Source organism: Nonomuraea sp. NPDC003804, from assembly GCF_040610675.1.
Lineage (GTDB): Bacteria > Actinomycetota > Actinomycetes > Streptosporangiales > Streptosporangiaceae > Nonomuraea.
The window spans coordinates 21,803-47,156 of the sequence record NZ_JBEXMT010000006.1; the positions used below are offsets into that span (position 1 = coordinate 21,803).

General features: G+C 72.1%; 21 protein-coding genes. 7 read left to right on the forward strand and 14 right to left on the reverse strand.

Annotated features, from left to right (window positions below; genetic code table 11):
- Window position 1: 1 nt before the first annotated feature.
- On the reverse strand, window positions 2-1,000 hold the full coding sequence (locus ABZX22_RS09725; RefSeq protein ID WP_354907205.1) for an alcohol dehydrogenase catalytic domain-containing protein: 999 nt from the start codon (window positions 998-1,000) through the stop codon (window positions 2-4).
- 144 nt (window positions 1,001-1,144) lie between these two features.
- Between ABZX22_RS09725 and ABZX22_RS09730 the strand changes: the two genes are divergently transcribed.
- On the forward strand, window positions 1,145-1,600 hold the full coding sequence (locus tag ABZX22_RS09730; protein WP_354907207.1) for a group II truncated hemoglobin: 456 nt from the start codon (window positions 1,145-1,147) through the stop codon (window positions 1,598-1,600).
- Here ABZX22_RS09730 and ABZX22_RS09735 read toward each other — a convergent pair.
- From ABZX22_RS09735 to ABZX22_RS09755, 5 genes are all read right to left on the reverse strand, one after another.
- Window positions 1,585-3,003, reverse strand: a complete 1,419-nt coding sequence (locus tag ABZX22_RS09735; protein WP_354907208.1) for a hypothetical protein — start codon at window positions 3,001-3,003, stop codon at window positions 1,585-1,587. The two genes, ABZX22_RS09730 and ABZX22_RS09735, sit on opposite strands and share 16 nt — an antisense overlap.
- Window positions 3,000-3,326 (reverse strand): STAS domain-containing protein, encoded by a 327-nt coding sequence (locus tag ABZX22_RS09740; RefSeq protein ID WP_354907209.1) that lies wholly within the window; start codon window positions 3,324-3,326, stop codon window positions 3,000-3,002. Before ABZX22_RS09740 ends, ABZX22_RS09735 begins: the two co-directional genes overlap by 4 nt.
- A 2-nt stretch (window positions 3,327-3,328) precedes the next feature.
- On the reverse strand, window positions 3,329-5,725 hold the full coding sequence (locus ABZX22_RS09745; protein ID WP_354907210.1) for an AGE family epimerase/isomerase: 2,397 nt from the start codon (window positions 5,723-5,725) through the stop codon (window positions 3,329-3,331).
- 10 nt (window positions 5,726-5,735) lie between these two features.
- Complete coding sequence (locus tag ABZX22_RS09750) at window positions 5,736-7,367, reverse strand: thiamine pyrophosphate-dependent enzyme (protein WP_354907211.1); 1,632 nt, start codon at window positions 7,365-7,367, stop codon at window positions 5,736-5,738.
- Between the two features lie 330 nt (window positions 7,368-7,697).
- Complete coding sequence (locus ABZX22_RS09755) at window positions 7,698-9,155, reverse strand: LLM class flavin-dependent oxidoreductase (RefSeq protein ID WP_354907212.1); 1,458 nt, start codon at window positions 9,153-9,155, stop codon at window positions 7,698-7,700.
- Window positions 9,156-9,194: 39 nt separating this feature from the next.
- Between ABZX22_RS09755 and ABZX22_RS09760 the strand changes: the two genes are divergently transcribed.
- Window positions 9,195-9,530, forward strand: a complete 336-nt coding sequence (locus ABZX22_RS09760; RefSeq protein ID WP_354907214.1) for a helix-turn-helix domain-containing protein — start codon at window positions 9,195-9,197, stop codon at window positions 9,528-9,530.
- Here the strand turns inward: ABZX22_RS09760 and ABZX22_RS09765 are convergent.
- Window positions 9,515-10,327, reverse strand: a complete 813-nt coding sequence (locus ABZX22_RS09765) for a hypothetical protein (protein ID WP_354907215.1) — start codon at window positions 10,325-10,327, stop codon at window positions 9,515-9,517. The two genes, ABZX22_RS09760 and ABZX22_RS09765, sit on opposite strands and share 16 nt — an antisense overlap.
- Window positions 10,328-10,384: 57 nt before the next feature.
- Between ABZX22_RS09765 and ABZX22_RS09770 the strand changes: the two genes are divergently transcribed.
- Together ABZX22_RS09770 and ABZX22_RS09775 are read left to right on the forward strand one after the other, a co-directional pair.
- A complete protein-coding gene (locus tag ABZX22_RS09770) occupies window positions 10,385-10,828 on the forward strand; it encodes a nucleoside deaminase (RefSeq protein ID WP_354907216.1) in 444 nt (147 codons plus the stop codon).
- Window positions 10,829-10,895: 67 nt separating this feature from the next.
- Window positions 10,896-11,975, forward strand: coding sequence for a hypothetical protein (locus ABZX22_RS09775; RefSeq protein ID WP_354907217.1), 1,080 nt, complete (start codon window positions 10,896-10,898; stop codon window positions 11,973-11,975).
- Window positions 11,976-12,081: 106 nt separating this feature from the next.
- On the opposite strand, the gene ligD is transcribed toward ABZX22_RS09775, so the two are convergent.
- The 3 genes from ligD to ABZX22_RS09790 all read right to left on the reverse strand — a co-directional run bounded on the left by ligD (window position 12,082) and on the right by ABZX22_RS09790 (window position 15,934).
- Window positions 12,082-13,251 carry a non-homologous end-joining DNA ligase gene (ligD, locus tag ABZX22_RS09780; protein ID WP_354907218.1) on the reverse strand — a complete coding sequence of 390 codons (1,170 nt, stop codon included), beginning with the start codon at window positions 13,249-13,251 and terminating at the stop codon, window positions 12,082-12,084.
- Window positions 13,252-13,347: 96 nt separating this feature from the next.
- On the reverse strand, window positions 13,348-14,145 hold the full coding sequence (locus tag ABZX22_RS09785) for a crotonase/enoyl-CoA hydratase family protein (RefSeq protein WP_354907219.1): 798 nt from the start codon (window positions 14,143-14,145) through the stop codon (window positions 13,348-13,350).
- A gap of 88 nt (window positions 14,146-14,233) precedes the next feature.
- Window positions 14,234-15,934 (reverse strand): acyl-CoA dehydrogenase family protein, encoded by a 1,701-nt coding sequence (locus ABZX22_RS09790; RefSeq protein WP_354907220.1) that lies wholly within the window; start codon window positions 15,932-15,934, stop codon window positions 14,234-14,236.
- A 30-nt stretch (window positions 15,935-15,964) separates the two neighbouring features.
- Between ABZX22_RS09790 and ABZX22_RS09795 the strand changes: the two genes are divergently transcribed.
- The gene (locus tag ABZX22_RS09795) at window positions 15,965-16,681 is read left to right on the forward strand and encodes a PaaX family transcriptional regulator C-terminal domain-containing protein (RefSeq protein WP_354907221.1); all 717 of its coding nucleotides are present in this window, start codon (window positions 15,965-15,967) and stop codon (window positions 16,679-16,681) included.
- 78 nt (window positions 16,682-16,759) lie between these two features.
- Here ABZX22_RS09795 and ABZX22_RS09800 read toward each other — a convergent pair whose 3' ends face one another.
- Window positions 16,760-17,794, reverse strand: coding sequence for a hypothetical protein (locus ABZX22_RS09800; protein ID WP_354907222.1), 1,035 nt, complete (start codon window positions 17,792-17,794; stop codon window positions 16,760-16,762).
- 61 nt (window positions 17,795-17,855) lie between these two features.
- Window positions 17,856-19,241 carry a glutamate--cysteine ligase gene (locus ABZX22_RS09805; RefSeq protein WP_354907223.1) on the reverse strand — a complete coding sequence of 462 codons (1,386 nt, stop codon included), beginning with the start codon at window positions 19,239-19,241 and terminating at the stop codon, window positions 17,856-17,858.
- Window positions 19,242-19,400: 159 nt separating this feature from the next.
- Here ABZX22_RS09805 and ABZX22_RS09810 point away from each other — a divergent pair, with 159 nt between their 5' ends.
- Window positions 19,401-20,426 (forward strand): zinc-dependent alcohol dehydrogenase family protein, encoded by a 1,026-nt coding sequence (locus tag ABZX22_RS09810; RefSeq protein WP_354907224.1) that lies wholly within the window; start codon window positions 19,401-19,403, stop codon window positions 20,424-20,426.
- Here ABZX22_RS09810 and ABZX22_RS09815 read toward each other — a convergent pair.
- Window positions 20,416-21,345: a class I SAM-dependent methyltransferase gene (locus ABZX22_RS09815; protein ID WP_354907226.1), complete on the reverse strand. Its 930-nt coding sequence runs from the start codon at window positions 21,343-21,345 to the stop codon at window positions 20,416-20,418. The two genes, ABZX22_RS09810 and ABZX22_RS09815, sit on opposite strands and share 11 nt — an antisense overlap.
- A 255-nt stretch (window positions 21,346-21,600) precedes the next feature.
- Here ABZX22_RS09815 and ABZX22_RS09820 point away from each other — a divergent pair, with 255 nt between their 5' ends.
- Window positions 21,601-22,572 carry an aldo/keto reductase gene (locus tag ABZX22_RS09820; protein ID WP_354907227.1) on the forward strand — a complete coding sequence of 324 codons (972 nt, stop codon included), beginning with the start codon at window positions 21,601-21,603 and terminating at the stop codon, window positions 22,570-22,572.
- Window positions 22,573-22,772: 200 nt separating this feature from the next.
- On the opposite strand, the gene ABZX22_RS09825 is transcribed toward ABZX22_RS09820, so the two are convergent.
- A complete protein-coding gene (locus ABZX22_RS09825) occupies window positions 22,773-25,310 on the reverse strand; it encodes a M14 family zinc carboxypeptidase (RefSeq protein ID WP_354907228.1) in 2,538 nt (845 codons plus the stop codon).
- Between the last annotated feature and the right edge of the window lie 44 nt (window positions 25,311-25,354).

Below are 25,354 nucleotides of genomic sequence, written 5' to 3' on the forward strand. Positions count from 1 at the left end.
GTCAGTCGTGCTCCAGCACGGCGCGGTAGCGCACCTGGCCCGCCTCGACGCGTTTGAGCACCTCGTTGATCTCACCCATCGGGTACCTCTCCACGCGCGGGGTGACCTTGCCGCGCGCCATCAGGTCGAGCACCTCGACCAGGTCCGACCGGTTGTTGTGGGTGCTGCCCTTGATGGAGCACTGCTTGAACAGCAGCGTCATCATGTCCTCGATCCGCAGCGGCCCCGTGACGCCCATCGTGACCAGGCGCCCGCCGTACCGCAGGCCGGACAGCACCTGGGCGACCTGGTCGGCCGAGGTGGTGGTGGCCAGGATGATGTCGGCGCCACCGGCGGCGGTCAGCGCCGCGCCGCGGTCGCCGTCGACGACGATGCCCTCGGTGGCGCCGAGCTCCTTGGCGTAGTCGGCCTTGTCGGGCGACGTGGTGAGCACGACGGTCTCCAGGCCGATGGCGGCGGCCAGCTGGACGGCCATGTGCCCGAGGCCGCCGACGCCGAGCACGCAGACGCGCTCGCCCGGGCGGGGGTCGGCGTTGCGCAGGCCGCTCATCGAGGTGAACCCGGCGCAGAAGGCGACCGCCGCGTCGCTGTAGGACAGGCCGTCGGGCAGCAGCGTGCAGCCGCTCTCCCAGGCCGGCATCAGGTCGGCGTAGCCGCCGCCGAGGTCCATCCAGGTCTGGGTGTGCTCGCAGCGCACCGGCCGGCCGCTCTGGCAGTGGACGCAGCGGCCCTCGCCGCGCTGCATCCACGAGACGCCCACCCTGTCGCCCACGCGCAGCGTCGTGACGCCCGGGCCGAGCTCGACGACCTCGCCGACCGGCTCGTGGCCCGGCACGATGGGCAGCTGGACGGGCCAGTGCCCGCGGTGGACGAGGACGTCGCTGAAGCACATGCCGCATGCGTGGATGCGGACGACGACCTGGCCAGGCCCCGCCACGGGGTCGGGCAGGTCCTGGAATTCCCATGGTGAGTTCAGTTGTGTGACCACGGCTGCGCGCACGGTCTCCTCCTCCGCCTGCGATCCGGAGGACCAACGTAAGGACGGCTCGCGCGCGGCGGACAGGCTGACTTAACGCAGCTCGACGCGTTTCCTCGACAGGCGAAAGCGCTGGACATCCTCCCGGGTGGCCATGAAGGTGGGTGCATGACCAGTCTGTACTCGCACGCAGGCGGCGACGAGGCGCTGCACAGGCTCGAGGAGATCTTCTACGCGAAGGTCCTCGAGGATCCCCTGCTCAAGCAGCTGTTCCGAGAGCGTCGCGCCACCCACGTCGATCACCTGACCTGGTTCACGGCCGAGTCCTTCGGCGGGCCCGACCGCTTCACCCGCGAGCTCGGCTTCGACCATCTCATCCAGGTGCACCGCCACCTCGACATCACCGACGAGCAGCGCGAGCGTTTCGTGGCGCTGTACATGGAGTCCTTCGACGAGGCGGGCCTGCCGGCCGACGAGCCGTTCCGCGAGGCGGTGCGCGAGCACCTGGAGTTCGGCTCGCGCGTCGCGCAGCAGAACTCCCGCGCCGCCACCGACGACGAGCTCCACCCCCTGCGTGACGTCCCGCTGTGGACGTGGAAGGAGCCCGATCAGTCCAGCTCGTAGTGCAGGCGCGCCTCGATGGCGTAGGCGTGCGGCGCGTACCCCGTGCGCCGGTGCTGGAAGACGACCCACGCGGCCTGCGCGTCGCGCTCGGCGGGCAGGCCGGCGTCGTGGGCGACGCGCAGGGTGTCGGAGAAGTTGCTCTCCTCGCGGCCCTGCAGGCTGACGGGCACGGTCGGCAGCCTGATGCACAGCTCGGCGGCCAGGCGCTGCATGCAGCGGGTTCCGGTGTCGAGCAGGGCGCGGGTGTGGGCGGGGGCCCAGCTGGGAGCCAGCGCCTCGGTGAGCGCGGCCACGTCGAGCACGATGACCGCGGCCTTCAGCCAGTCCAGGTCGCCGGCGGGCCGACGGAAGGTCAGGGTGGGATGGGCGATGTGGGTGCTCTCCACCTCGGTCATCCAGCCCGTCCATTCGGCGAACAGGCCGTCGAGGTGGTCACGGGAACCGGTCCTGAGGTAGGCGGCCAGCAGCGCGTCGGCGTCGCGCGGGTTGCACACGCTGGCCGCCAGCCTGGCCACGAGGCGCTCGCGCCTGCCGTAGGCGTGCAGGAAGCGGAGCAGGTAGGCGGTCACGGCGGCGAGCAGCAGGCCGTGGGAGGCCCACTCGGCCTCCCGCAGCGGCGTGGCGTCCAGCAGCGCGAAGCCCGCCGACGACACGCCGAGCCAGATCGCGGCCACCGTGAGGACGGCCAGCGGCGCGCACAGGTCGAGCAGCGGTTCGCGGACCCGGCGCGGCAGCCGCCCGCCGACCGCGACAAGGACGGAGGCGACGCCGGTGAAGATGTTGTCGCTCTCGTCGAACTCGAAGACCGGCATCAGCTCGACGCAGTTGACGCCCAGCTCGCGCAGGTAGGGGATCTTCTCCACCAGGCCGGCGTACGTGCCGGGCGCCGAGACGCCCGACGAGGGGTGCATGGTGAAACCGCGCACGTGCAGCTCGTAGATCACCAGGTCCTCGTGCGGCAGCCGGGGCGAGCGGTCGCCCTCCCAGTCGAAGTCGTCGAGCGCGACGCGCGACCTGTGCCGGTAGGGGCCGATGCCGGTGCTCATCCTGGCGTAGGGGTCGGCGAGGACCTGGGTGGGGTCGAAGCGGTGGCCCCGGTGCGGTTCGCGGGGGCCGTCGGCGCGGTAGCCGTACTCGATCTCCTCGAGGTCGAGGTCGAAGACGGTCATCGAGTGGACGCCGCCGATCCTGAACGCCTCGGGGAAGGGCAGCTCGGCCATCGGCTCGGCCGCGCCCGCCTTGTAGAGCACCAGCGACATCGACGTGGCGTGGTTGGAGTAGACGGAGAAGTTGACGCCGCCCGGCACCCGGGTGGCGCCGAAGGGCAGCGACCGTCCCGCGCGCACGGGGAAGCCGGCGATCCGGTGGGTGGGGTAGGCGTCGATCGGCTCCAGCGCCCTCATACCGCCAGCGCCTCCTCGACCGATTCGACCACGGTGAAGAAGCCGAGGAATCCGGTCGCGTCCATAACCGCCCGGACGTCGGGCGGCAGCCCGGTCAGCGCCAGCCTGGCCGCGCTGCCCTGCGCGCGCCGGTAGATCAGCAGCAGCACGCGCAGCCCGGCGCTGGACATGTAGGTGGTGCTGCTCATGTCGAGCACGACCAGGCCGGAGTCGGGGAAGAGCGCCTCGATGTCCTGCTGGACCCGGGGCGCCGTCGCGCTGTCGAGCGTGCCGTCCATGGTGATGACGGTGACCTCGCCCCTGAGGTGCTTGCGAACGTCCATCTCTACTCCTCGACCGGCGCCAGGTGCGCGCGCACCGTCACGGGCGCCGAGGTGTCGGGCAACTTCACGGTCATCGCGGCGGCGTCGAACAGCTGGTACGGCACGCCGTCCACCTCGACCCACTCGAGCCTGACGCTGCCGGGCGGCAGGGCGTCGGGGGCCACCCGCAGCACCCGGTCGGTGAACCCGTCGGGCCGGGGCTTGAACCACAGCGTGAGCGGCTGCCGGTCGAGCAGCAGCCGCTGGTAGACGGTCGCCAGGAAGCACAGCTCGGCCGCGTGGCACATGCTCATCGAGTGGCTGCCCTTGAACCGCTCGGTGCCGAGCAGGTACGGGTGCCCGTCGGCGAGCACGTTGAAGTAGACGCCGCCTTCGTCGTGGTCGAGGAAGAAGGCGTTGTAGAAGGCCGCCGACTCCCTGGCCCTGCGCAGGAACTCGGCCTCGCCGGTGCGGCCGGCCAGGATCTGGTAGGCGAGGATCGCCTGCTCCTGCTGCCACCAGGCCTTGCGGTCGTGCCAGGTGAAGCGGTGGATGCAATGGCCGGGCGCGAGCGTGCGCTCGACGACGTCGTACCAGCCGCCGCGCTGCGGGTCGCTGCCGTAGGCCGGCATCTTCTGGCCGATGCCGGTGGCCAGCCGCTGGTAGCGCTCCTTCGGCCGGATCGACATCATCCGCATGAGGTTCCAGGCGATCTTGAGGTTGTGGCCGACGACCGCCCTGTTCTGCTGCCAGTGCCAGGTGGTGTCGGGCGACCAGTCGGCGTGGAAGCGCTCCTGGACGTAGGGGCTGTCCTTCCTCGGCATGTGCTCGACGATCAGGTCGAAGGTCTCCTCCAGCATGGCGGCGTGCCGCTCGTCGCCGGTGGCGAGGTAGAGGTTGATCAGGTAGGCGGGCGCGTGGTCGCCGACGGAGTTCCAGTTCTTCCTCGACCGGTTGGGACCCAGCGACTCGTGGTGGGGGCTGAGCAGGATCGGGTCGATGTGGGAGTAGTAGCCGCCCTTGTCGGGGTCGTGGAAGAACTTGGTGAACAGCCGCAGCGTGCCCTCGATGTCGGCGGCGATCCGCGGGTCGCCGGTCAGGCGGTACAGCTGGGTGGGGCCGGCCAGCGCGTAGATCTGCTCGTACATCGGGATGGCGTCGTAGTCGTCGCCGAACTCGGAGGTGAACAGCTTGCGCTCGCCGCCGTCGCGCAGGTCGATGCCGTGGTACCAGTAGACGACGTCCTCGTCGCGGTCCACGAAGCGCATGTGCTCGCGCAGGTAGGCGGCGCCGTGCTCGGCGACCTCCAGGAAGTCCTCCTCGCCCGTGAGCATGTAGGCGGAGGACATGCCGTAGATCATCCGCGAGATCGTGTCGGTCTCCTGCACGTGGTGGTCGACCTTGTCGCCGCCGAGCCGCAGCATGGTGCGGTAGGAGGCGTAGTCGATCGGGCCGTGGTCGCCGAACTGGGCCCGGCGGTAGAACCTGCCGAGCTCGCGGATCTGCCTGACCCACCAGTCCGGCTGCTCGAAGGTGTAGTCGCCGGAGGCCTTGCCGAGGAAGGTCAGCGCCTTGGCCTCCACGGTGTAGGAGCCGTGCTCGGGATAGAAGATCCCGTGGGCGAACAGGTAGCCGCCCGGGGTGAGCAGCTGGTCCAGGTGGCCCGACGCGTCCAGGTACGGCTCGGCCAGGTTGCGCAGGTACTGCGCGGTCGTGGTGGGCGTCAGGCGCACCTTGACCCGCCGGCCGTCGTTGGTCCTGAGACCGATCACGCCCGCCTCGAAGTCGGTGACGTAGCCGGCGACCAGGTCGGAGAAGGTGAAGTCGGGACGGTAGCCGGTCTGCGCCGGCTTGTCCGCGGCCACCAGGTCGATGATCATGCGGGCGAACTCGTGGCAGTGGTCGGCGGTGCGGGCGGTGACGAGGTCGCGGTCGACCACGATGTCCTGGTCGGTGTAGACGGCGCCCATGTTGCGCACGTCGCCGACCAGGTTGTTGTGGCAGGTCACCCTGCGGTCCCTGACGACCTCGGGGATCGGCGCGGCCAGCCACAGGCCGTGGCAGATGACTCCTTTGACGACGCCCGGGTCGGCGAACGCGGCGCGCAGCAGCTTCACGGCGGGGGCGAGCTCGTGCACGTCCTCGCTGTAGCGCAGCCGGTCCGACACCATGCCGGACGGCACGATCAGCACGTCGATCGCGTCCAGGTCGGCGCGCTCCAGGTCGCCCGTCACGGTGAACGGCAGCTGGTACTCGTGCCCGCGGAAGGTGATCGAGTCCTGGCCCCACAGGCGGGTGAGGAACTCCACCCGCGCCCCCTCCTCGGTGAAGCGGCGCTGGTAGTAGTGCAGCTCGGGCTCGACGTAGTCGCTCTCCATCAGGATCGCGACCGTGCGTCCTGCCAGTCGCTTCTCACTCACGGTGCACCTCTCAGGTCGTCACGAGATCGACGAGGAACGGGCCCGGCTCGGCGAGCATCCGGGCGACGGCCGGCTCCACCTGGGCCGGCTTGGCGACCTTGACGGCCGGAACTCCGAGACCTTTGGCCAGCCTGACGAAGTCGATCTCGGGGTGGGACAGGTCGAAACCCTCGGGGTGGGGGTGCGAGGCGACACCGCGCTCGCGCCAGTACTGCTCGAGGTTGTCGTCGAGCAGCTGGTAGCGGCGGTTGTCGCAGATGACGAAGCGGGCCGCGACGCCGTACCGGACGGCGGTCCACAGCGCCTGGATGGTGTACATGCTGCCGCCGTCCCCCGTGAAGGCGACGACCTCGGCCTCGGGCCTGGCCAGCTTGATCCCGATCGCGCCGGGGATGCCGACGCCGAGCGAGCCTCCCCTGGTGAGGAAGTAGCTGCCGGGCAGGCGCGGCGGCAGGTGCCTGACCAGAGCGGGAGAGGAGGTCAGCGCCTCGTCGAAGACGACGAGGCCCTCGGGCGCGCGCCGGGCCAGCTCGGCGGCGAACAGGTCCATCATGGTGTCCCCGTACGGCTCGGCGGCCCGCCTCTCGACCGGCCGGCCGGGACCGAGCCGCTCGGCCAGCGCGGCGAGCGTGGCCTTGGGGTCGGCGACGAGCGCGACGTCCACGGGGAAGTTCTTGGGCCGCGCGCCCGGCGCGGTGGCGTCGACCTGGGTGAGCAGGAAGACGTTCTGGGCCGAGCGGTGCGCGAGCGAGGCGACGCCGGACAGCACCCTGGCGGGCGAGGTGGGCGCGGCGTGCTGCTCGTACCAGGCGCCCCAGTTGGCGACCAGGCGGGTGAACTTCGCCTCGTCGAGCGCGCTCCACGGGATGCCGACCGCGCTGAGCAGCACGTCCTTGGGTGGCCTGACCAGCAGCCTGCCGGGATCGGTGCCGCTCGTGCCCGGCGTGCGGAACCAGAAGCGGGTGACGACGCCGAAGTTGCCGCCGCCACCGCCCGCGCTGGCCCACCACAGGTCGTGGTGCGGGTCGGCGGGATCGCGCCCGGCCACCACCGCGCGGGCGGTGCCCGAGCGGTCGACCACGACGACCTCGACCGCCTCCAGGTGGTCGATCACCGCGCCGAACTGCCTGGACAGGAAGCCGTAGCCGCCGCCGGTGGTGTGGCCGCCGATGCCGACCGTGGGGCACATGCCGCCAGGGACCGTCACGCCCCACTTCTTGAACAGCGTCTCGTAGACGTTCGCCAGCCGGGCACCGCCCTCGACGGCGAACGCCTGGCGGCGCGGGTCGAAGGCCACGCCGTTGAGCCCCGACAGGTCGATGACCACGTCGACATCGGAGTTGAACACGAACGGGGCCAGGCAGTGGCCGCCGGAGACCACCGACAGCCGCTTACCCCTGTCGACCGCCTCCTGGACGGCGCGGACGACCTGGTCGGTGGAGCTGACCAGGCGGACGTAGTCGGGCGAGCCGACCCACCGCTGGTTGTAGCCGACGGTCAGCTCCTGGTAGCGCGGATCGTCGGGGTAGACGCTCACCGCCGGCGTCACGGGAGCGCACCCCTGGCCGGCGGTGTAGCCGCCGGCTCCCGCTCCCGCCACCGCCGCGAGGGGAGCGGCGCCGAGTAAGCCTCGTCTCGTCATAGCCATCATGTGGCTCATGATTGACGAACGGCCCGGCGAAGGCGCCGGGCAGCTAACGGAGTGACCGGCATTCGATCAGCTCTCGACCAGCCGCTGCCCCAGGTAGTCATCACCGCCGGTCAGACCGGGTAGCGCGAAGAAGAAGCCGCCGCCCTCGGGTCGGGTGAACCGCTCCAGCGGCTCCCCCTTCAGCCTGGCCTGCGCCTGCCCATGACCCGCTCCTGCTCGGCCAGCAGGATGTCGTGCGGGGTGGCGATCGCGCAGGTGGAGGTCACAGGTGGAGGTCCAGGTCCAGGCCGAGCCGGGCGATGAAGCCGGCGGGGGTCGGGATCACAGGTCCAGGTCGAGCCGGGCGATGGGCTCCACGAGTTCCTGCTCCTCGTACTCCAGGTGCGACAGCAGGGCCGCGGCCAGTTCGTCGAGCCGGTCACGGACGCCGTCGATGGCGTCGCCGTCCTGCACCATGGCGACCAGCGCGTCGTCGAGGCGGGTCAGCAGGCCGGCGATGACCTCGTGCTCCTCCTGGAGCCGGTCGATGACCGGTGCCAGCGAGGCCTGCGCGGACCGCAGCGTGGGGAACAGGTGCTCGTCCTCGATGGTGTGGTGGGTGGTGACGATCCGGCAGTAGGAGGCGCAGAAGCTGCCGAGCGTCCAGTAGTTCTGCCGCATCGTGAGCTGGTTGATCATCGACCGGAGCGCGGCGACCTCGCCCCTGCCCTCGGCGACCTGCTCCAGCGCCTCGCGGATCCCGGCCAGCTCGTCGCGCAGGTCGTCGTGCACCTTGACCAGGTGCAGGCCGCGCCGGCGCTGGGCGGGCGAGAGCTCGGCCAGGTCGCGCTTGGGCAGCCTGGGCCTGGTCGAGTCGTCGAGCGGGCCGGGAGACGGCTTCGGCTCGGCGGTTCGCTGCTGCTCGCGGCCGACGGCCTGCCTCACGGCGGGCGCGACCTCCTCGGCGAAGATCTTGAGGTCGCGCTCGTCGGCGGGGGCGAGGACGAAGACGCTCATGCCGTACCGGTGGACGAGCTCGGTGAGCTGCTCGGCCCACAGCGCGGGCGGTCCGTCGAGGAAGCCGGTGCCGGGCAGCCGCGAGAAGCGGCCGTTGATGTTGTAGACGCGGCGGATCAGGGCGGGATCGCGGCCCGCGTCCGCCGCCGCGCGGTCGACGATCGCGCTCATCGCGGCCAGCTCGGCCGGCGGGGCGTAGGCGGAGGACGGCACCCAGCCGTCGGCGGTGCGCCCGGTCAGCTCCAGCATGCGCCGCCGGTAGGCGCCGACCCACACGCCGATGCGGTGCGGCGGGAACGGCCCCGGCGCGGCGCCGTCCAGCCGGTAGTGCGCGCCGTCGAAGCTGGCGGGGCCGCCGGGCGTCCACAGCGCGCGCATCACCTCGATGGCCTCCTCGAGGGCGGCGACGGCCTCGGCCGGGGTGCGGCGGGGCCCGCCCATCGCGGCGACGCCGTCCCAGAAGGCGCCTGAGCCGACACCGAGCTCCACCCTGCCGCCGCTCAGGATGTCGAGGCTGGCCGCGGCCCGGGCCAGGACGGCCGGCGGACGCAGCGGCAGGTTGGCCACGTCGGGGAAGAACCTGATGTGCTGGGTGCGCGCCGCCAGCACCGACAGCAACGTCCACGTGTCGAGGAAGGAAGGCTGGTAGGGATGATCCTGCACGCCGATGATGTCCAGCCCGGCGTCCTCGGCGAGCATGGCCTGGCGCGTCAGCGGGTGCGCGTCCTTGGCGGCGGGGGTAAGGAAGGCACCGAACCACAGGTCATGCCTAAAATCCGTCATAGGTCTTACATTACATAACCGGCTTACGGAAGGTAAGTGATGTCCTCTCCCGAGGCGCTCATGCGGCACTGCCCGCACTTCCAGACCGCGATCGAGCTGGTGGGCCGCAGGTGGAACGGCGTCATCCTGCTCGCGCTGGCCAGGGGCGCGACGCGGTACGGCGAGCTGCGCGACGCGGTCCCCGGCCTGTCGGAACGCCTGCTCGCGCAGCGGCTGCGCGAGCTGGAGTCGTCGGGCGTGGTGGCGCGCGAGGTGCGGCCGACCACGCCGGTACAGATCCGCTACTCGCTCACCGAGAGCGGCGCGGCGCTGGTCGAGGCCATGCGGCCGCTGATGGCATGGGCCGACAGGTGGGTCGGTCAGTCGGCGATGTAACTGATCGACGAGACCTCGTACCCGCGGGCCTTGGAGCCGGCGACGTGCATCAGCAGCGCGCCGCCCTCGTACGACCAGGCGCAGGTCTTCTTCTCGCACCCCTGGAAGGTGTACGGCACGCCGTGGGGGTCCCAGGCGACCTTGAACAGCGTCTTCAGCGCCGGTGTGGCGGCGACCTCGGCGCCCTGCCTGCGGTCGCCCTTGCGCCAGGCGTCCATCAGATGCGTGGCCGCCTTCTCCTTGGAGTAGTGGCGCGACTCGTACACGCGCGTCACCTTGCCGCCGGAGACGATCATCAGGATGCCGTTGAGCTCGCCCGGCACCCGCACGCTGGTGTGCCTGAACGCGCAGGCGCCGCCCGCACAGCCGGCCAAGCCATCGGGCGCGCGGAAGGGGTAGGCGAACAGCGTCGTGACGGCGGCGGGCGTGGCGACCTTGGCGGCGGCGGTCCTGTCGTCGCGCAACCAGGCGCGGAACAGCCGGTTGGCCGTGGTCGCGGGCTGGGGAGCGGCGGCGAGGGCCGGCGTCTCGACGGTGGGGGCGTTCGCGGCCGCGGCGGGGGCGGGCGTGCTCGCCGGCGTGGCGGGCCCGGGGGTGGCACGCGGGGTGGCACGCGGGGTGGCAGGGCGGGCGGCGGCCTGTGCTACCGCGGCGGAGGAGAGAGTGGCTGAGGAGAGGGCGGCCGGGGAGAAGGTGGCCGAGGGGAGGGTGCGGGTGGTGGCCGCCGTGGCGGCGGTGGGGAGCGTGAGGGTGGCCGCCGCGGCGGCGGCCACTCCGAGCAGCCATCGACTTGACATGCCCCGACGGTAGGGTGCGGTCCTTGCACCCCGGTTGCAGCGGCCTAGGGTGGGCCCATGGACTTCCTGGAGATCGCCGTCGAGCAGGCCCGCACGGGGCTGGCCGAGGGCGGGGTGCCCGTCGGGGCGGTGCTGGTGGCCGACGGCGAGGTGCTCGGCGCCGGCCGTAACCGCAGGGTGCAGGAGGGCAGCGTGATCCGCCACGGCGAGACGGACGCGCTGGAGCGGGCCGGACGACGGAGCGCCCACGTCTACCGGCGCTCGACCATGTACACGACGCTGTCGCCGTGCGCGATGTGCACCGGGGCGATCCTGCTCTACGAGATCCCGCGCGTGGTGATCGGCGAGAACCGCACCTTCATGGGCAGGGAGGACCTCCTGATCGCCCACGGGGTCGAGGTCGTGGTGGTCGACTCGGCCGAGTGCCGGGCGCTGATGGCGGCCTTCGTCGAGCGCTGGCCCGAGGTGTGGAACGAGGACATCGGACAGCCGCCCGAGTGACAGAATGTCCCTGCCCGGTTACCGAAAATCACCGCAAGCCGGGAACGCCCGCGGCTAAGGTCGCCCCATGGATCTACTCGCGCGTGCCGCGGAGCTCAAGCCGGAGCTGCTGGAGTTCGCGGTGTCAGGGCGGTTCACCCGGGAGCTCGGCCTGGTGTACGGCCGTTTCTTCCCCGACGGGGTGGTCACCGACGAGGCGACCTCGGCGCTCGCGCTCGACCACTTCGCGCTGGAGTACCGCCTTCCGGGAGGCGACCTGCTGATCGACAGGTTCGTGGCCGAACGTCCCGAGCTCCCCGAGGCCGAGCGCGCCATGGTGCTCGGCTGGAAGGACGTGGTGGAGGGCGTCTTCGAGGTCCGCACCGTCGCGGGCCCGGCGATCATCCTGTTCAACCTGATCGACGAGCTGACCTACACCGCCCACTCCGATCTGGGTGAGGGCGCCTTCGACGTGCTCGACCCCGGGATGTTCCTGGTGGGACGGCTCATCCCCGTCACCCTCGACGCCTGGCTGATCAGCGCCACCCCCGCCGTCCACACGAGCGAGGCACGGCCGCTGCTGGTGCGCGCGGCGGCCGAGGCCGCGCTGCGCCATCCGGCACGGGTGTTCCGCAACCCGGCCCTGCTGGCCGAGGCGTGGCAGATCCAGGCGGCACAGCGGCGGCAGTTCGTCGAGCACTTCGGCTCCGACCTGGTCGTCATGCGCGGCGCCGAGGTGGCCGAGCGGATGGGCGAGTTCGCCTCGCTGGAGTTCCCCGGCCATCTCGCCGAGGAGGAGAGCGTCGCCCTCATCTTCGACGAACGCGACGGGCTGGGCTACTACACCGACTTCGCCGCGGTCGAGGCGGCCTTCGCCGACCCGTCCCTGGTCACCAGGAGCCGCTACCGCGACGCCGTCAGCCGGTACCTGCGGGGCGACGCGGTCTCCCCCGTGCCGATCAGGCGCCTGGCGGCGCGCGACCCCCGGCCGGCCGGGGAGGTGTTCGCCAGGCTGCTCGGACGGCACGGCTTCACCTGGCAGCTGGACGGCGAGGCGCTCCTGCGAGCGCACAAACCCGGCTACTTCGCCACGCCCCGCCTGCCGGCGTGCACGCCCGTCACCTCGGTGATCGCCGAGCTCGAGCGCATCCTGGAGGACGGCCGCTGACCCCGGCGGCCCGTCCTGCGGGGCGGATAGGCCGCGGGCACCCGGGATCGCAGGGTGCGGGCACGGGAGGTCGCCGGTAGCGGTCGGGGCGCCGGCGGGCCTGGAGTCAGGGCTCGGGTGGGCGCCAGTCGGCGGGCCAGGGGTTGTAGTCGACCTCCAGCGGCTCCTGCTCGGGGCGCAGGCCCTCCGGCACGTGCTGCAGGTTGACCCTGATCCGGTACCACACGCTGCTGCGCCCGCGCATCCCGTCCACCAGCACATCGGCCGGCTCGAGGAACCCCACCACGTCGGGATGGCGGGCCTTCCACGCCTCGAGGCCCGCCAGTGCCTCGTCCTTGTGCTGGGCCCTGGCGATCTCGATCAGCGGCAGCTCGGTGCGCTCGGGCGGCGGGCCCTGCGCCTCGGCCAGCTCCAGCAGCGGGGTGAGCGAGCCGGCGTGCAGGTCCATGTCCTCCCACGGGTCGCCGAGCGCGGCGAACCGCTTGGGCACCGTGTCGATCGTGAACTCCTCCGGGCGGCACCCCGGCACCTCGTCCCACGCCAGCGGCGTGGACACGCGGGCGTCCTGCACCGGCCTGACGGAGTAGGCGGAGGCCACGGTGCGGTCGTAGGCGTTCTGGTTGTAGTCGACGAAGACGCCCTGCCGCTCCTCCTTCCACCACCGGCTGGTCGCCAGATCGGGCGCCCTTCGCTCCACCTCGCGGGCGACGGCCTCGGCCGCCTGCCGTACCTGCGAGAAGCTCCAGTCGGGGGTGATGCGGGCATAGACATGGAAGCCGCGTGAACCGGACGCCTTCGGCCACGCCACCAGCCCGTGGTCGGCGAGCACCTCGCGCGCCACCTGCGCCGTCTCCAGCACCTGGCCCCACGGCACGCCCGGCACCGGGTCGAGGTCGATGCGCAGCTCGTCGGGATGGGCGAGGTCGGCGGCCCGCACGGGGTGCGGGTTGAGGTCGACGCAGCCCAGGTTGACCACCCACAGCAGCTGGCGGGCGTCGGTGACGACGACCTCCTCGGCGCTCCGCCCCGACCGGTAGCGCAGCTCGGCGACCTCGATCCAGGGCGGGCGCTTGGCCGGGGCGCGCTTCTGGAAGAACGCCTCCTGCTCGATGCCGTGCACGAACCGTTTGAGGATCATCGGCCGCCCCGAGACGCCGCGCAGGGCGCCCTCGGCGACCGCCTGGTAGTAGCGGACCAGGTCGAGCTTGGTCCGCCCGCCCTGCGGGAAGACCACCTTGTCCGGGCTGGTGATCGTCACACCGTCGATGTCCGGCATGGTCTCACCATACGTGAGCGCACCGACAAGATCCCGGCGCGCGCACGCCGCGCCGGGAGGAGGCCCGGCCGGTCAAGCCCAGGCCCGGGATCATGGTCACCAGGACCTCGGCGGGCGGTCCTCCCGAAGGGGCGGGGCCGGGTGGTCAGGGGTGGAGAAGTCGCCGTGGCGGCCCGCTCCCGCGGCGAACCGGGCGGCGCCGTCGGCCGCCTCGCCCAGGGCGGCGATGCCGTGGCGGAGTTCGTTGCGCATCGCCTCCTCCTCGGGCAGCGCCGCCTGCTCCAGCGCCGACATGCGGTCGCCGCGCAGGCAGGTCTGGGGGAAGCGGGCCAGGTCGTGGGCCAGGCGCTCGGCGGCCTGGCGTGACTGCCCGGCGGGGACGACCCTGTTGGCCAGCCCCATGCGCAGCGCCTCCTCGGCCGCTACGGGACGGCCGGTGAGGATCAGGTCCATGGCGTGGGAGAGACCGATCAGGCGCGGCAGCCGTACCGTGCCACCGTCGATGAGCGGGACGCCCCAGCGCCGGCAGAAGACGCCGAACACCGCGTCCTGCTCGGCCACGCGCAGGTCGCACCAGAGGGCGAGCTCGAGGCCGCCGGCGACCGCGTGGCCGGCGACGGCGGCGATGACGGGCTTGCTCAGCCGCATCCTGGTGGGACCCATGGGGCCGTCACCCTCCTCCCCGACATGGTTGTCGAGGCGTTTGAGGTCGGCCCCCGCGCAGAAGGTGCCGCCCTCGCCCCACAGCACGGCGACGGCCGCGTCCGACGCCTCGAACGCGGTGAAGGCCGCGACCAGCGCGTCGGCGGTCTCGCGGTCGACGGCGTTGCGGGCTTCGGGCCTGGAGAGCACCACGGTGGTGACGGGGCCTTCCCGCTCGGTTCGCACGGTCATCCGGTCCTCCGGTGGACGTCGGGATCGGGCTCCTCCCCGGACGTCGGCGGCCGTGGCGCGATGGGTGCCTGGTGACCGCCTGACGGGATCAGAGCTTGAGCGCCCCGGCGACGAGCTCGTCGAAGCGCTCCAGCTCCTCCGCCGGGCGGTCGATGCCGCGCAGCGGACCCTGGTCCGCGAGGTGCGCCTCGGCGTGGAGCCGGGCCACCAGGGCCTTGCGGTCGCCGAAGCCCGCGCGCTGCTCCCAGCCCGCCTGCTCCAGCAGCAGGGCGGCCGCGTAGACGTCCGCCATGAGCTGGGCCAGCGGGAACAGCCGGGCCTCGGCCACCACCGGGTCGAGCGAGGACCACACGGTGATCGCCTTGCGGAGGTCGTCGATGCGCCCGCGGACCAGGTCGACGGTCGCGGAGTCGCCGGACGGGGCCTGGTCGGCGGCGGCGGTCAGGCGGTCGAGGAAGGGCTCGTGCGCGTTCTCGCGCAGCATCGCCCGCCGTACGTCGAGGCACAGGATGTTGTCGCCGCCCTCCCAGATCGGGTTGACCTGGGCGTCGCGCAGGAGGCGGGCGACCGGCCACTGCTCGATGTAGCCGTTGCCGCCGTGGATCTCGATGGCGTCGCCGGCCGCGGTGACGCCGAGCCGGGCGGCGCGCAGCTTGACGAGGGCGGGCGCCAGGCGCAGCCGCGGGCCGAGGTGGCCGTCGAAGACCAGCGCCTGCGCCGCCTCGACCTCGACGATGAGCTCGGCGAGCTTGCGCCGCATGAGCGGCTGGTCGATGAGGCGGCGGCCGAAGGCCTCGCGGGCGGAGGCGTAGCAGATCGACTCGACGAGGGCGCGGCGGGCGACGCCGGCGCCCATCATGGCGACGCCGAGCCGTGAGGCGTTGGTGAGCTTCATCATCGTGCCGAGCCCCGAGCCTGATCCTGAGCCCGCCAGCAGGAACGCCTCGGCGCCGGTGAACTCCACCTCGGCGGAGGCGACCGAGCGGGTGCCGAGCTTGTCCTTGAGCCTCCTGATCCGTACGGCGTTGCGGGACCCGTCGCGCCGCTCCCACAGCACCAGGAAGGGCGCCACGTCACCGGTGGGCAGCCTGCCCAGCACCACGAACGCGGAGCCGTTGGCGTTGGAGGCGAACCACTTCAGGCCGGTCAGGCGCCAGGCCTCCCCGTCGGGCTCCGCGCTCGCCTCCAGGGCCGCGAGGTCGGAGCCGCCCGTCCGCTCGGTGAACATCTGCGCGGCCTCGCCGGAGTAGAACCCGTTGGCGAAGATCGAGCGGACCCGGTCGCGGACGTCGGCGGGCGCGTGCTTCTCGGCCAGGGACACCACCATGTCGCCGCCGGTGCCGAGGGCGCAGCCCATGCCGATGTCGGCCTGGTCGAGCAGGTACGTCCAGGCCGCGGCCAGCGCGGCGGGGTCGGCTCCGTGCTGTCCGGCGGTCTCGGCGAACGCGGGCGAGGTGAAGTTGTCGGCCATCAGCGCCTCGCGCGCCGCGACGAACGACGGCGGCATGACGACCTGGCTGATGTCACGCCCCCACTTGTCGTACTTCTCCAGGCGGGGCGGGTTGCGGTCGGTCTCCTCCGCGTGCGCGGCGATCGGCCCGCCCATGAGCGCGCCCAGGCGGGACAGGTGGGGTGCGGCCCAGTCGTACCCCACGCCCAGGTGGCGGCGCATCAGCAGCTGGAGCGAGGGGTCGCAGGACCACCAGTCGCGTCCGGCGGCGCCCTGGTAGCGCGCGGTGTCGTAGCGGCCGCTGGGGCCGTCGACGGGTTCGATCAGATAGCTCGCCATGCTCGGAGTGTTACATATAATCGACACGCGATGGAAGACCGTAATACTCTGACCGCCCGCTCGGCCGTGCTGAGCGCGCTGCTCGGCAGCCACCCGCCCCGGCTGCCGAGCCGGGCGCTGGTGCGCATCGGCGAGGTGTTCGGCATCGCGGAGGGCACCGTGCGGGTGGCCCTGTCGCGGATGGTCGCGGCCGGCGACCTGGTGCAGGACGACGGGCGCTACGCGCTGTCCGAGCGGCTGCGCGAACGGCAGGCAAGGCAGGACGAGAGCCGGTCCCCGCACACCAGGGCGTGGGACGGCACGTGGGAGATCGCCGTCGTCACCGCGGAACGGCGCGCCCCCGCCGACCGGGCAGCGCTGCGGCACACGATGACCACGCTGCGCCTGGCCGAGCTGCGCGAGGGCACCTGGCTGCGCCCGGCGAACCTCATCAGGCGGTGGCCGGAGATCGTCACGGCGCAGTGCACGCTCATCGACGGCACGCCGCGGGAGGACCCGACGGCGCTGCTGTGGGACCTGGCGGGGTGGGCGGCCGAGGCGCGGCGGCTGCTGACGGCGCTCGACCGGGCCGAGGGGCTGGCGGAGGGGTTCCTGGTGTCGGCGGCGGTGCTGCGCCACCTGCTGGCCGACCCGCTGCTGCCGCCGGAGCTGCTGCCCGAGGGGTGGCCGGGTGCGGAGCTGCGGGCGCGCTACGACGACTTCGACCGCGGCTACCGGAAGGCGCTGCACCGGCATCTCGAGGCGTGACCGCCGCCCGGCCGGCGTCGGGCGCCATCCGGAGCGCGAGGTTCGCCGGCCGGGCGGTTCGGCGCGTCCCCGGCGACCTCAGAGCGGGACGCCGAAGATCACCCGGCGGTTCCTGAACTCGGTGACGCTCCACAGCTTCCCGCCCGACACCGTCAGGTCCTCGGGCCCGACGGGGAACGGCCGGACCGTCACCTTCCCGCCCCGGTCCACGACGAGCCTCCCGTTGGTGCGCGCGTCGGCCGCCTGGCTGAGGTACCAGGACCCGCCGGACGACACCGCCCCCTGGATCTTCACGTGCGGCATCGTGAAGGCTTCCCGCGGCACCCCGTCGCCGAGGGGCAGCTCCCACCTGGCCACCCTGCCGGTGGGCGCGTCCTGGACGTACTCTCCCGCCACCAGCGTGTGCGGCGTCGTGCTGCGGTCGACCGCGACGAAGGAGAAGAGCGCCCCGGCCGTCGCGACGCGCCAGAAGTCGGTCTGCGGGATCACGTACCGGTAGCCGAAGGCGTGGAACCTCTCGCCGGATCGCCCGATGCGGGTGGGGTCGCCGAGGTCGTTCTGCGCCGTCCGCAGGTCGAGGAGGTTGTTCATGTCGAACACCCGCAGGCCCCGCGTGGTGTCGGCGACGTAGAGCTGGTCGCCGTACCACGCGATGCCGCCGGCGTGGATGTTGATCGGCCCGTACGACCCGTCGGGCTTGGCCTCCACGAGCAGCGCGTGCTGGTAGCGCAGCGTCGACGGGCTCAGGAACGTGACCCTGACGCCGCGCTCGGCCACCGGCGGCACCGGCTTGAAGTACCAGCCGGCCACGAACACCGGCACGCCCGCGGCACCGGAGTCCTCACCGCAGGTCAGGCCCTGCGGATACCAGTCGGGCGTGTCGTTGTCCTTCTCGTCGAAGGCGTACCAGTCGGCCGGCCTGGGCTGCATCGTGCCGAGCGCCGCGGCCGCGCCCTTGCGCACCGCCTTCCTGTTGGCCTGCGCGAGCACGGCCTCCACCGCGCTCGCCCCGATGTCGGCGGCCAGCTTGGCGGCGCCGTCCAACAGGGTCCCCGTCACCCTCCGGAGCGCGAAAGGCGCCTTCTCGGCCGGAACCATCCCCTTGGAAGCCATCGTCCCCTCGCTTTACTCTCCCTTGGGATAGTTTGACGGACGAGAGTGGCTTCTGGTTCGGTTACCGCCACATGTGCACCGGCTGGCCGCTTAGCGCGTTCTCGTAGTAGCGCCGCACCATCGCCTCGCTGTCGCCGCCCAGCTCGGCCATGGCCTCGCGCTGCCACACCGCTCCGGTACGGCCGAGCCGTACCCGCTGGGCGATGATCTCCAGGTCGGCCTCGGACGGCTGGACGCCGGCCCTGAGCAGCGCCGCCCTGGCCTCCGGCAGCAGTGACAGCACCAGGTCGGCGGCGAGGACCTCGCGGCCCTCCCAGCTCAGCTTGGCCTGCAGCCCGTTCATGGCCGCGCGGTAGAAGTTCTGGTAGGCGGTGCCGAACGGCAGCCCGGTCAGGTCCCGCTCGGCCAGCGCGAGCGTCAGCCCCAGCAGGAAGGCGGTGTTGGCGGCCATGTCGGCGCAGGTCGGCCCGGCCGGCAGGGCCCGGAACTCGATGCGCAGATGACCGCCGTCGACGGGGTCGTAGACGGGCCTGTTCCACTGCCACACCGTCCCGCTGTGCAGCCTGAGCTCGGCCAGCTCGCCGCCCTGGTCGAGGGCGGGGATCACCGGCTCGTAGTCGCGCGCGTACCGCTCGAACAGCTCGTAGGCCCCTTCGCGCACCCAGTCGGAGCCGAAGGTGGCGCGGCCGTCCCTGCGGAAGCGGCGGCCGATGTCCCTGTCGTCGGCCGCCTCCTCGAACAGCGCGATCCTGGTCTCCTCCCACAAGGTCCTGCCCAGGAAGAACGGCGAGTTGCCGCAGGCGGCCAGCACCGGCCCGATGGCGAGCTGGGCGCCGTTGTAGGTCCTGGCGAAGTCGGCGGCCGGCGTGCGCAGGTGGACCTGCCACGAGGTGTTGGCCGCCTCCAGGATGACGTCCTGCACCTCCAGCTCGAGATCGTCGATCCTGACGATGAACGGCTCGAGCCGCAGCCGCCGCATCCCTCGGGCCAGCGCCCGGTACCGGGCCTCGTCGCTGATGGCCAACTGCGTGAAGTCGCCGGTGCCGAGCGTGGGCAGGATGCCGATCGGCACCGCCCCGCCGCCGGCCAGTTCGCCGACCGCGCCGTCGACGGCTCTGATCAGCTCCTGCATCTCGTCGGCCAGCCGCTCGAAGGGGCGGCCCGCCAGCGGCAGCGGCGTCAGGTTGGCTTCCACGTTGTAGCGGCCCAGCTCCACGGTCAGCCGGTCGTCGCCGAGCCGCTCCAGCACCTCGGCGTTGCGCGGCAGCGGCCGGCCGCGCCCGTCGACCAGGAAGAGTTCGAGCTCGGCACCGATGGTGGTGGGGCCCGCACCGAAACCAGGTCTATCGAGCAGCCGGCGCAGCTCGGCCAGCTGGTCGTTGAGGCGTTCCGCGAAGCGCGTGTATTCGGCCTCGGAGAACCGCTCCTTGTCAACCTCTTGTCCCATGCCCCCCTACTGTCCGAGCGGCCAGGCTCCACACCTCACCGCGGAGGGCGGCCCGTCGCGCCGCGGCGGCCCCGGGTGAGCGGCGGATCCCGGCCCCGGGCGGCCCGGCGCCGGAGCTGCCCTTGCGCGCATCGCGGGAGCTCACTCTAAGCTCATGAGATGCGCGCGGTGATGTTCGACCTGTTCGGCGGCGATCTCGACCTGCGGGAGGCGCCCGACCCCTCCCCCGCACCCCACGGCGTGGTGATCCAGGTGGCCGCGACGGGGCTGTGCAGGAGCGACTGGCACGGCTGGCAGGGCCACGACCCCGACATCACCACGTTCCCCCACGTACCGGGTCACGAGCTGGCCGGCGTGGTCGCCGCGGTCGGGGCGGAGGTCCGCGAGTGGCGCGACGGCGACAGGGTCACGGTCCCGTTCATCTGCGCCTGCGGCTCGTGCGGGTCCTGCGCGGCGGGCGAGCAGCAGGTGTGCGAGCGCCAGACGCAGCCGGGCTTCACCCACTGGGGCTCCTTCGCCGACTACGTCGCCATCGACCACGCCGACGTCAACCTCATCGCGCTGCCGGAGGAGATGGCCTTCACCACCGCGGCCGCCCTGGGCTGCCGCTTCGCCACCGCCTTCCGGGCCGTCGCGCACGTCGGCGCGGCCAAGCCGGGCGAGTGGGTGGCCGTGCACGGCTGCGGCGGCGTGGGCCTGTCCGCCATCATGATCGCCACGGCGGCGGGGGCCAGGGTCGTGGCCGTCGACATCAGCACCGAGGCGCTTCACCTGGCCGAGCTCGCGGGCGCCACCCACTTCGTCAACGCCTCGTCCGGCGACGCCGCCGCCCAGGTCATGGAGCTGACCAGGGGCGGCGCCCATCTGTCCATCGACGCGCTCGGCAGCGCGTCGGCGGCCGCCGCCTCGATCGAGAGCCTGCGCCGCAGGGGCCGCCACGTGCAGGTGGGCCTGCTGCCCGGCGAGCGCACGCCGTTGCCGATGGGCCGGGTGATCGCCCACGAACTGCGCCTGCTCGGCAGCCACGGCATGGCGGCCCACGCCTACGGGCCGATGCTGGAGCTGATCAGGGCGGGGACACTCCACCCCGACCAGCTCGTCACCCGCACGATCGGGCTCGCCGACGCGGGCAAGGCGCTGGCCTCGATCGGGTCGGTGCCGGGCGTGACGATGATCACGCCCTGATCCGGTGGATCCGCAGCCTGCCACCCCACGTCTCGACCGCCTTGTCGTCGGCGAAGGCGAGGGCGCGCATCATGTTGCCGCCGTCGCTGGTGTCCACGGCGCGCCTGAGCCGGGCACGCATCGCCTCCGGCAGCTGCGTGGTGCCCGCCTCGATCGTGTCGCCGTAGTGCGGCGCGTAGGACACCCCGGCGAAGCCGGTACGGCGCAGCAGCGTCGGCAGCGTCCGCGAGGAGTAGAACATCAGGTGGTTCTTGGTGAACCCGCTCCACGCCGACTCGTAGGCCTTCAGCAGCAGCGATCCGGCGTTGACCGTGAGGATGAGCAGCACCCCGCCCGGCGCCAGCAGGCCCCTGAACCGCTCGAAGTCCTCCAGCGGCCTGGGCAGGTGCGCCAGCACCGACCACAGCGTGATGACGTCGAACCCGCCCCTGGCGATCTCGGGCACGTCCTCGGGCGAGCCGAAGTAGGCCTTGGCGCGTGACAGCCTCGCGTTGGCCTGCTCGACCGAGTCGGGCGACAGGTCGACCCCGACGGCGTCGAAGCCGCGCCGCTCGGCCAGTTCGAGGAACAGCCCCGCGCCGCAGCCGAAGTCGAGCAGCCGCCTGCCCTTCCCGTCGTCGAACACCGGGGAGAAGGCGTCCATGGTGAGGGTGTAGCGGCGCTGCCTGTTCTCGGCGTACTTGCCGGTCAGGAAGCTGCTGTAGGCGTTGGCGTACAGGTCGCCGAGCCGTTCGGGCCTGACGTTGGGGTTGCGGTAGAGGAAGCCGCACGACGGGCAGCGCACGACGCGGTAGCGCCAGCCGTTCCCGCCGGTCGGCTCGTACATCGGCTGCTGGCGCGACTCGCCGCACATCATGCAGGAGAGGAACTCCTCGATCTCGCCGAGCGGCACCTCACGCCGGTATTCGTCCAGTGACACGGTCCGCGCCCGTGCGATCTTGATACGCCACTGCGCTTCGCGGATCAGCCTCTCACCAGGACGGACGTAGACCCGCTGTCCCCATGGCACCTTCTCGTAGCGGGATCCGAAAAGGAGCCTGGCTGCTTTGCGCTTGACCGAGACCATCGACACCTCACCTGTGTATGCCCCCGAGTCGTTGCCGGGTTAGATGTGCGTTTCTCCTGACTAGTTCTGATCCTTTTTCCGCGCACCATTCCCCATAGGGTGGCAAATATGGAATACGCACGTCTTGGCACCAGTGGTCTCAAGGTCTCCAGGATCTGCCTCGGCATGATGAGCTACGGCGATCCCGCGGCGTGGGAGTGGGTGCTCGCCGAGGAGCAGGCCGAACCGATCGTCCGGCGGGCGGCGGAGGCCGGCGTCACCTTCTTCGACACCGCCGACGTCTACACCTCGGGCGCCAGCGAGGTGGTGACCGGCAGGCTGCTCCGCAGGATCTTCCCCCGGCGGGAGGACTACGTGCTCGCGACGAAGGTGTACTTCCCCGTCGGCAAGGCGGTCAACGACCGGGGGCTGTCGCGCAAGCACATCCACGCGGCCATCGACGCCTCCCTGGAGCGGCTGGGCACCGACTACGTCGACCTCTACCAGATCCACCGGTGGGACGACGAGACGCCCATCGAGGAGACCATGGAGGCGCTGCACGACGTGGTCAAGGCGGGCAAGGCGCGCTACATCGGCGCCTCGTCCATGTGGGCGTGGCAGTTCGCCAAGGCCCAGCACGTCGCCGCGGTCAACGGCTGGACCAGGTTCGTCTCGATGCAGCCCCACTACAACCTGCTCTACAGAGAAGAGGAGCGGGAGATGCTGCCGCTCTGCGCCGACCAGGGCGTCGGGGTGATCCCGTGGAGCCCGCTGGCGCGCGGCACGCTGGCCCGCGCGGGCTCGTCGGCCTCCGACACCGCGCGCAGCGGTTCGGACAGCAGGATCGACTACCTGTACGACCCGGACAACGACCGGCTCATCCTGGAGCGGGTGGCGCAGGTGGCGCAGGACCGCGACCTGCCCGCCGCGCAGGTCGCGCTGGCGTGGCTGCTGCGCCGGCCGGGGGTGACCGCCCCGATCATCGGCGCCACCAAGGACAGGCACGTCGACGACGCGGTGGCGGCGGTGGCGGTGGAGCTGACGGACAAGGAACTGGCCTTCCTGGCCGAGCCCTACCGGCCGCGCGAGGTGCGCTTCTGACCGGCCCACGCGGCGGGGATCCTCCAGCGGGCCTCACCGCGTGGATCGGCCTGCCCTGACCCTGCCGCCTCACTCACGTCAGCTCCGGGACGCCGTCATGCCGGGTGTCCCCGGACAGGCGGGAGCCGGGCCGTCAGGGGGGTACGGCCCGGCTCTCGCGGTGTGCGGCGTGGGCGAGGGGGGACGCCCACGCAGCCCGTCTACGGGGTCAGGACCTTCGCCGACGCGGAGGTCCAGAACAGCGCCCTGGCCACCTGCGGGAACAGGCCCTTGGGGTGGTTGCGGAACATCGGCTCGGTACCGAAGAGCACCACGGCCGCGCCCCGCTCGTCCCTGCCGCTGACCACCGCCGCCTGGCCGCGCGCGGCCTCGGGGCCGCCGCCGCCGTCGGGGTTGGCCCGCCAGTGGCCCGACACCAGCGGCCCGTCGGCGGCGTAGGACTGCTCGACCTTCACCTCGGGGCCGAGCGCGGTGAACCAGCGTGGCGAGTAGACGAAGGAGTGCGCGGGCGAGCCCGCCCCGACGGCGCCAGGACCGGTGGTGCCCGCGGCGTTCATCCTGACCACGCCGTTGGCGTCGCCGCGGCCCGCCACGGCGGTCACGGTCAGCAGCCCTGCCGCGGCGTTGAAGTTCGCGCCCGTGCTGCCCCGGGTGACGACGCCGCCCTTGGCGAGGAATCCCTCGAGTGCCGCCCTGGCCTGGGGGTTGAGCGCCGGGAACGACAGGCCGCTGGAGACGTACAGCACGTCGGTGCCGCTCCAGTCGAAGCCCGCGTTGAGCACGGTGGTCGAGACCGGGGTGACGGCGAAGCCCATCTCGCGAAGCGTGAACAGCTCGTCGGCGGAGGCGGCCGCGGTGATCCGCACGCTGGACAGCGGGGTGCCCGTGGTCTGCGCGGCCCTGGTGAACGGCACGCCGTACCGGTCGGCGGCGGTGGTGGCGGCCTGGCGCGCCGAGGCCGGCACGATCGCGCTGCCGTCGGCCGCGAGGGTGACGGCCACGCCCTGGCCGAGCAGGTCGTTGAGCGCGCGCACCGCCTTGGCGTCGTCCAGTCTCAGCGCGAGCGGCCCGCCGCCGCGCGGCACGTCGCCGGTGGGAGAGGCGATCTTGACCGGCACGGACGCGACGTGGAAGCGCCGGTCGGCGACCGGGTCGGCGGTCGCGCCCCACAGCAGGCCGTGGCTCCAGCCGGAGATGTCGTACATCGCGTCGACCCGCCCGCTGATGTCGGCGCCCGCCTCCAGCATGACGTTGGCCAGGCCGCGCTTGGGCTGGCGCATGTCCACGACGTACGTGCCGGCCGGGTAGGTCCTGCCGCCTGCGCGGAAGGAAAGCAGCGCCCTGTCGACCCGTACGTCGTTGGCGATGAGGTGGTCGACCAGGCGCGCGGCCGACGGGCCCGAGGCGGGGATGGCGTAGGCGCGCGGGTAGGTGGTGTTGTAGACGTCCTCGGGGCCGAAGCCCGGCACGATGCCGAGCGGCACCTGCCTGGACGGCTCGCCCGCCGCGCCCCGCCTGAACACCTCGATCTGGTCGGCGACCAGCTTCTCCCTGTTGTTCTGGACGAAGGTGTAGGTGGCCCTGATCGCGGCGGCGGCGATGTCGACGTTGATGCGGCTGCGGCGCCGCAGCTCGGCCACGGGCTGGTTGGTGTACTCGCTGCCGTTGACCCGCATGGGGAACTCGATGGTGTGCGAGGCGACCGCGCCGTGGAAGGGGGCGTACTGCGGTGTGAAGATCGGCGGCCAGTCGTCCCAGCCCTCGGCGGAGTCGCGGAAGGGGATCTGCGGCGGGAACGTGCCGTCCTTCTCGGGGGTGTAGCCGAGCGCGAGGATGGCCTGCTCGATGCCCAGCGCGTTGGCGTAGGCGTTCTTGATGAACAGGTCGTACTCGTAGTTGGCGCCGTGCGGCGGGGTGGTCGGCTCGACCAGGGTGCCGTTGACGTAGCCGTGCAGGTCGATCATGACGACCGGCTGGTTGTCGATCATGATCTGGCGCATCGCCCGCGTCTCCGGCTGGGAGGCGGTGACGAAGTCGCGGTTGAGGTCGAAGCCGTCGGCGTTGGGCCGCTGGCCGAGCACGCGGCCGTCGGGGTTGGCGGTGATGTTGAAGTACAGGCGGGTGCGCTCGAGCAGGTCCTTGATCCGGGGCTCGGTGCTGGTGGCCAGCTCCTCGATGACGCGCAGGTTGGCGTCGGTCCCCTCCCACTCGTTGCCGTGGATGTTGCCGTTGACGAAGACCGGCGCCTTGTACCGCCTGGCGTCGACCTGCCTGCCCTCGGCGATCTGCCGGCGCAGCCGCTCCTGCCTGCGCGTCTCGGCGGCGCTCTCGGGGGCGGTGACCGTGACCAGGTACATCTCGCGCCCGCCCGCCGAGCGGCCCACGACCTCGGCGCTGACCCTGTCGCCGACGGCCTGGAGCCGGTTGAGCCTCGCGGCGATGGCGTGGTGCGGGACGAGCCCGAGCTTGATGGAGGCGTCGGCGGGGTTCTCCGGCGGGATCGGCAGCGTGTTCGTGCGGGGGTAGCCGCGGCTGTGGTCGGCGCGCCAGGTCAGCTCGGGCGCGACGTCACGCAGGGTCTTGGCGGACTCGGCTGCGGACCGCCCCACTCCGGCGGCTTCTTCGTTGCGGTCGGCCCCGTTGCCGAAGTCCCTGACGGGTGGCGTGGGGTCGGCGGCAGCCGTACCGGAGGGAAGCAGCAGAACGGACAGCAGAGGGATCAGAACACGTAAGCGCACGAAGTTCCTCCAGATGGTTCAGATCCGTTCGTACTGAACGCACC

Excerpts from the sequence above, each read along its gene's own strand:
- ABZX22_RS09730 (WP_354907207.1), top strand. The coding sequence starts at position 1,145 with ATGACCAGTCTGTACTCGCACGCAGGCGGCGACGAGGCGCTGCACAGG.
- ABZX22_RS09735 (WP_354907208.1), bottom strand. The coding sequence starts at position 3,003 with ATGAGGGCGCTGGAGCCGATCGACGCCTACCCCACCCACCGGATCGCC.
- ABZX22_RS09740 (WP_354907209.1), bottom strand. The coding sequence starts at position 3,326 with ATGGACGTTCGCAAGCACCTCAGGGGCGAGGTCACCGTCATCACCATG.
- ABZX22_RS09750 (WP_354907211.1), bottom strand. The coding sequence starts at position 7,367 with ATGACGAGACGAGGCTTACTCGGCGCCGCTCCCCTCGCGGCGGTGGCG.
- ABZX22_RS09755 (WP_354907212.1), bottom strand. The coding sequence starts at position 9,155 with ATGACGGATTTTAGGCATGACCTGTGGTTCGGTGCCTTCCTTACCCCC.
- ABZX22_RS09760 (WP_354907214.1), top strand. The coding sequence starts at position 9,195 with ATGTCCTCTCCCGAGGCGCTCATGCGGCACTGCCCGCACTTCCAGACC.
- ABZX22_RS09765 (WP_354907215.1), bottom strand. The coding sequence starts at position 10,327 with ATGTCAAGTCGATGGCTGCTCGGAGTGGCCGCCGCCGCGGCGGCCACC.
- ABZX22_RS09770 (WP_354907216.1), top strand. The coding sequence starts at position 10,385 with ATGGACTTCCTGGAGATCGCCGTCGAGCAGGCCCGCACGGGGCTGGCC.
- ABZX22_RS09775 (WP_354907217.1), top strand. The coding sequence starts at position 10,896 with ATGGATCTACTCGCGCGTGCCGCGGAGCTCAAGCCGGAGCTGCTGGAG.
- ligD (WP_354907218.1), bottom strand. The coding sequence starts at position 13,251 with ATGCCGGACATCGACGGTGTGACGATCACCAGCCCGGACAAGGTGGTC.
- ABZX22_RS09785 (WP_354907219.1), bottom strand. The coding sequence starts at position 14,145 with ATGACCGTGCGAACCGAGCGGGAAGGCCCCGTCACCACCGTGGTGCTC.
- ABZX22_RS09790 (WP_354907220.1), bottom strand. The coding sequence starts at position 15,934 with ATGGCGAGCTATCTGATCGAACCCGTCGACGGCCCCAGCGGCCGCTAC.
- ABZX22_RS09795 (WP_354907221.1), top strand. The coding sequence starts at position 15,965 with ATGGAAGACCGTAATACTCTGACCGCCCGCTCGGCCGTGCTGAGCGCG.
- ABZX22_RS09800 (WP_354907222.1), bottom strand. The coding sequence starts at position 17,794 with ATGGCTTCCAAGGGGATGGTTCCGGCCGAGAAGGCGCCTTTCGCGCTC.
- ABZX22_RS09805 (WP_354907223.1), bottom strand. The coding sequence starts at position 19,241 with ATGGGACAAGAGGTTGACAAGGAGCGGTTCTCCGAGGCCGAATACACG.
- ABZX22_RS09810 (WP_354907224.1), top strand. The coding sequence starts at position 19,401 with ATGCGCGCGGTGATGTTCGACCTGTTCGGCGGCGATCTCGACCTGCGG.
- ABZX22_RS09820 (WP_354907227.1), top strand. The coding sequence starts at position 21,601 with ATGGAATACGCACGTCTTGGCACCAGTGGTCTCAAGGTCTCCAGGATC.